Origin of the sequence: Nonomuraea lactucae (assembly GCF_003313395.1) — a bacterium.
GTDB lineage: Bacteria > Actinomycetota > Actinomycetes > Streptosporangiales > Streptosporangiaceae > Nonomuraea > Nonomuraea lactucae.
In genome coordinates this window covers 1-5,739 of the sequence record NZ_QNFZ01000115.1, presented here as the reverse complement: position 1 = coordinate 5,739, position 5,739 = coordinate 1, and the positions used below count along the sequence as shown (strand labels likewise).

The window sequence follows — 5,739 nt, the reverse complement described above, 5'->3', positions numbered from 1 at the left end:
GGCCCGGTCGATCCTGTCTCGACCGGGCCGGGCGCGCGTGCGTTCTTGGACCGTTCCCAGCTATGCCCCGCAAACCGTACGGAATAAGACAGAACGCACCCTTGACACCCGCAACCTGGGGAGCGACGCTTGTTGCGAAAAGTGCGTTTGGTTGCATATATCGCAACAACCGGAGGTGGCTATGACGGGCCCAAGCGTCGTCATCATCGGCGCGGGCGTGGTCGGCGCGGCTCTCGCCGACGAGCTGTCCGCCCGCGGCTGGACGGATGTCACCGTCGTCGACCAGGGAGACGTACCCGCCACCGGCGGCTCCTCCTCGCATGCCCCCGGCCTGGTCTTCCAGATCAACGGCTCGAAGACCATGACCGAGATGGCCCGCTACACCGTCGAGAAGTTCGTCGACCTGGACAGCTTCCACCAGGTCGGCGGGCTCGAAGTGGCCACCACCCCCGAGCGGCTCGCCGAGCTGCGTCGCCGCCACGGCTGGGCCACCTCCTGGGGGATCGAGGCCCACCTGCTCTCACCGGAGGAGAGCGTGGCCCGCCACTCCCTCCTCGACCCGGACAAGGTGCTCGGCGGGCTGTTCATCCCCACCGACGGCCTCGCCAGGGCGGTCAAGGCCGTCGACGCCCAGCTCGCCAGGGCGCGGGAGCGCGGCGCGCGGGTCCTGCCCAGGCACGAGGTGCTGGACGTCAGGACCGAGAACGGCCGCGTCGCCGCCGTGGTGACCGACCAGGGCGAGATCCCCGCCGACATCGTGGTCTGCTGCGCCGGGATCTGGGGGCCGCGCGTCGCCCGGATGGTCGGCATGGAGCTGCCGCTCACCCCGGTCGCCCACCAGCTCGCCTGGACCGGGCAGGTGCCCGACCTGGCCGGCCAGACCGTCGAGGTGTCGCGGCCGATCCTGCGCCACCAGGACGCCGACCTCTACTACCGGGAGCGCTTCGACACCCTCGGCATCGGCTACTACGGCCACCGCCCCATGCCGGTCAGCCCCGACGACATCCTGTCGGTGGACACCGCCGAGGTCATGCCGTCGGTGCTCACCTTCACCCCGGAAGACTTCGCCGACGCCTGGAGCGAGACCCAGGAGCTCCTCCCCTCCACCCGCTCGGCCAAGGTCGAGGAGGGCATCAACGGGCTCTTCTCGTTCACCACCGACCACCTGCCGCTGATGGGCGAGTCGCGCGACGTCGAGGGCTTCTGGGTGGCCGAGGCGGTCTGGGTGACCCACTCCGCCGGGGTCGGGCGGGCGATGGCCGAGTGGCTGGTGGACGGCCACTGCACCTCGTTCGACCTGCACGAGTGCGACGTCAACAGGTTCGAGCCGCACCAGATCGCGCCCGACTACGTGCTCGCCCGCGGCTGCCAGAACTACATCGAGGTCTACGACATCATCCACCCGCTCCAGCCGATGGAGCACCCGCGCCCGCTACGCACCAGCCCGTTCCACCCGAGGCAGCAGGAGCTCGGCGCGACCTTCCTGGAGGCGTCCGGCTGGGAGCGCCCGCAGTGGTACGGCTCCAACACCCGTCTGCTGCACGGCCGCGACATCCCCACGCCGGGGGACTGGGCCGCGCAGTACTGGTCTCCGATCGTGGGCGCCGAGGCCCAGGCCACCCGCGAGTCCGTCGCCATGTACGACATGACCGCGCTCAAGCGCCTCGAGGTCAGCGGCCCCGGGGCCGTCGCCTTCCTGCAGCGCCTCACCACCGGCGACGTGGACAAGTCGGTCGGCTCCGTGACGTACTGCCTGCTCCTCGACGTGGACGGCGGCATTCGCAGCGACGTCACCGTGGCCCGCCTCGGCCCGCAGCGGTTCCAGGTGGGCGCGAACGGCAACCTCGACCTCGACTGGTTCGACCGGCACCGCACGCCCGACGTGCACATCCGCGACATCACCCCCGGCACCTGCTGCGTCGGCGTCTGGGGGCCCAGGGCGCGCGACCTCGTCCAGCCGCTGACCACCGCCGACCTGACCGCGCTGCGCTACTTCCGCGGCACCCGCGCCTACCTCGGCAACGTGCCGGTCACCATGCTCCGCCTGTCCTACGTCGGCGAGCTGGGCTGGGAGATCTACACCACCTCCGACATGGGCCTCAAGCTCTGGGACACGCTGTGGGAGGCCGGCCAGGAGCACGGCGTCATCGCCGCCGGCCGGGGCGCCTTCACCAGCCTGCGGCTGGAGAAGGGCTACCGCTCGTTCGGCACCGACATGACCTTCGAGCACGACCCGTACGAGGCGGGTCTCGGCTTCGCCGTCAAGCTGGACAAGGGCGACTTCATCGGCCGCGAGGCGCTGCTCGCCCGCAAGGAGTCGGTCACCCGCAGGCTCACCTGCCTGCTCACCGACGAGGTGGTCATGGGCAAGGAGCCGGTGTACGACGGCGAGCGGCCCGCTGGCTACGTCACCAGCGCCGCCTACGGCTACACGATCGGCAAGGGCATCGCCTACGCGTGGCTGCCCTCCTCGCTCGCCACCCCGGGCCGGACCGTCCACATCGGCTACTTCGACCGGCGGGTCGAGGCCGTGGTGGCCGAGGAGCCCCTGTTCGACCCGGCGATGACCCGGCTGCGCGGTTAGGAAAGGACGTCACATGATCGACACCCCGCTGGAAGTGGTGGACCCCGAGGTCCACGCCGCCATCGGCGCGGAGCTGGCCCGGCAGCGCTCGACGCTGGAGATGATCGCGTCGGAGAACTTCGCGCCCCAGGCGGTCATGACGGCCCAGGGCTCGGTCCTCACCAACAAGTACGCCGAGGGCTACCCGGGCAGGCGCTACTACGGCGGCTGCGAGCACGTGGATGTGATCGAGCAGCTCGCCATCGACCGGGTGAAAGCCCTGTTCGGCGCGGAGGCGGCCAACGTGCAGCCCCACTCGGGCGCGCAGGCCAACGCGGCGGCCATGTCGGCCCTGCTGGAGCCCGGCGACACCATCCTCGGACTCGACCTGGCCCACGGCGGCCACCTCACCCACGGCATGCGCATCAACTTCTCCGGCCGCCTCTACAACGTGGTCGCCTACCACGTGCGCGAGAGCGACCACCTGGTGGACATGGAGGAGGTCGAGCGGCTCGCCCGCGAGCACCGCCCCAAGATGATCATCGCTGGCTGGTCGGCCTACCCCCGGCGGCTCGACTTCGCGGCCTTCCGCCGGATCGCCGACGAGGTGGACGCCCACCTCATGGTGGACATGGCGCACTTCGCCGGCCTGGTGGCGGCGGGCCTGCACCCCTCGCCCGTGCCGCACGCCCACGTGGTCACCACGACCACCCACAAGACCCTCGGCGGCCCGCGCGGCGGCGTGGTCCTGTCCACCGCGGACCTCGCCAAGAAGATCAACTCGGCGGTGTTCCCCGGGCAGCAGGGCGGCCCGCTGGAGCACGTCATCGCCGCCAAGGCCGTCGCGTTCAAGGTCGCCGCCGAGGACGCCTTCCGCGACAGGCAGCGGCGCACGCTGGAGGGGGCGCGGATCCTCGCCGACCGGCTGCTCGCCCCCGACGCGGTCGCCGCCGGGGTGAAGGTGCTCACCGGGGGCACCGACGTGCACCTGGTGCTCGTCGACCTGCGCGACTCCGAACTCGACGGCAAACAGGCCGAGGACCGGCTGCACGCGGCCGGCATCACGGTCAACCGCAACGCCGTGCCGTTCGACCCGCGCCCGCCGATGGTCACCTCCGGGCTGCGCATCGGCACGCCCGCCCTGGCCACGCGCGGGTTCGCCGCCGCCGACTTCAGGGAGGTCGCCGACATCATCGCGAACGCCCTGACGCCCGGCGCCGACCTGTCGTTCCTGCGCGGCAGGGTCGAGGCCCTCGCCGGCAAGCACCCCCTCTACGGAGAGGCCCGATGACCACTCGCCCGCCCGGGGCCGACCTGCCCGAGCACCCCGACCGGTTGTGGAACGCGGCCGAACCCAGGTCCTCGTACGACGTGGTGATCGTCGGCGGGGGCGGCCACGGCCTGGCCACCGCCTATTACCTGGCCAAGAACCACGGCATCACCGACGTCGCGGTCCTGGAGCGGGGCTGGCTGGCCGGCGGCAACATGGCGCGCAACACCACCATCATCCGGTCGAACTACCTGTGGGACGAGAGCGCGGGCATCTACGAGCACGCGCTCAAGCTCTGGGAAGGGCTGGAGGAGGAGCTCGACTACCCGCTGCTGTTCAGCCAGCGCGGCGTGCTCAACCTCGCGCACAGCCTCCAGGACGTACGCGACAGCGTCCGGCGGGTGGAGGCCAACCGGCTCAACGGCGTGGACGCCGAGTGGCTGGACCCGGAGCAGGTCAGAGAGGTCTGCCCGATCGTGAACGTCTCGCCCGACGTGCGCTACCCGGTGCTGGGCGCGACCTTCCAGCCCCGCGCCGGCATCGCCAAGCACGACTACGTCGCCTGGGGGTACGCGCGGGCCGCGGCGGAGCTCGGCGTCGAGTTCATCGAGAACTGCGAGGTCACCGGGCTGCGGGTGAGCGGCGGCCGGGTCACCGGCGTCGAGACCACGCGGGGGACGATCGGGGCCGGGCGGGTGGCGCTCTGCGCGGCCGGGCACACCTCGGTGGTCGCCGCGACCGCGGGCATCGACCTGCCCCTGCAGAGCCACCCGCTGCAGGCGCTCGTCTCCGAACTGCTGGAGCCCGTGCACCCGACGGTCGTCATGTCCAACGCCGTCCACGTGTACGTCAGCCAGGCCCACAAGGGAGAACTGGTGATGGGAGCGGGCATCGACGCGGCCAACTCCTACCGCCAGCGCGGCGCGTTCCACATCATCGAGCGGCAGATGGCCGCGGCGCTGGAGCTGTTCCCGGTCTTCGCGCGGGCGCACGTGCTGCGGACCTGGGGCGGCGTCGTGGACGTCTCGCCGGACGCCTCGCCGATCGTCGGGCTCAGCCCGGTCGACGGCCTCTACCTCAACTGCGGCTGGGGCACCGGCGGCTTCAAGGCCACCCCCGGCGTGGGCTGGTGCTTCGCCCACACGGTGGCCGCTGACGAGCCGCACCCGCTCACCGCACCCTTCTCCCTTGACCGATTCGTCACCGGGGCGCTCGTCGACGAGCACGGCGCCGCCGCGGTCGCGCACTGAGGACGTCACATGCTGCTGATCCCATGCCCGTGGTGCGGCCCACGCGAGGAGGCCGAGTTCCACTACGGAGGTCAGGCCCACGTCGCCTACCCGGACAATCCGGCCGCGCTCTCCGACGAGGAGTGGGCCCGCTACCTGTTCTTCCGCGACAACCCCAAGGGTGTCTTCGCCGAGCGGTGGAGCCACTCGGCGGGCTGCCGCCGCTGGTTCAACGCCCTGCGCGACACCGCGACCAACGAGATCCACGCCGTCTACCGGGCGGGCGAGCCGCGGCCGGTGACCTCATGAGGCGCGACAGCGGCGGGCGGGTGGACCGCTCGCGGACCCTGCGGTTCCGGTTCGACGGGCGGGAGTACACCGGTCACCCCGGCGACACCCTCGCCTCCGCGCTGCTCGCCAACGGCGTGCGCCGGGTAGCTACCAGCGTCAAGCTGGGCCGCCCGCGCGGCGTCTTCTCCGCGGGCAGCGAGGAGCCCAGCGCGGTCGTCCAGATCGAAGAGCCGTTCCCCGAGCCGATGCTGCCCGCCACCACCGTCGAGCTGTACGACGGCCTGGCCGCGCGGAGCCTCGCCGGCCAGGGCCGGCTGGCCGCCGCGCCCGACCCGGCCCGCTACGACGCCGTCCACGCCCACTGCGACGTCCTGGTGGTCGGCGCG

The 5,739-nt window shown here is 71.8% G+C and carries 5 protein-coding genes; all 5 read left to right on the top strand.

Annotated elements, in window-relative coordinates; translation table 11 throughout:
* Window positions 1-181 precede the first annotated feature (181 nt).
* Window positions 182-2,584, top strand: coding sequence for a GcvT family protein (locus tag DQW85_RS08105; RefSeq protein ID WP_113699753.1), 2,403 nt, complete (start codon window positions 182-184; stop codon window positions 2,582-2,584).
* Between the two features lie 13 nt (window positions 2,585-2,597).
* Entirely contained in the window at window positions 2,598-3,854 is a 1,257-nt protein-coding gene (glyA, locus tag DQW85_RS08100) for a serine hydroxymethyltransferase (RefSeq protein ID WP_113699752.1), read from the top strand.
* A complete protein-coding gene (locus DQW85_RS08095; protein ID WP_113699751.1) occupies window positions 3,851-5,083 on the top strand; it encodes a sarcosine oxidase subunit beta family protein in 1,233 nt (410 codons plus the stop codon). The genes glyA and DQW85_RS08095 overlap by 4 nt, the downstream gene beginning before the upstream one ends.
* Window positions 5,084-5,092: 9 nt before the next feature.
* Window positions 5,093-5,371, top strand: a complete 279-nt coding sequence (locus DQW85_RS08090; protein WP_113699750.1) for a sarcosine oxidase subunit delta — start codon at window positions 5,093-5,095, stop codon at window positions 5,369-5,371.
* The coding region (locus tag DQW85_RS08085; RefSeq protein ID WP_205314963.1) for a (2Fe-2S)-binding protein at window positions 5,368-5,739 on the top strand (372 nt) is incomplete at its 3' end. The genes DQW85_RS08090 and DQW85_RS08085, both read left to right, overlap by 4 nt.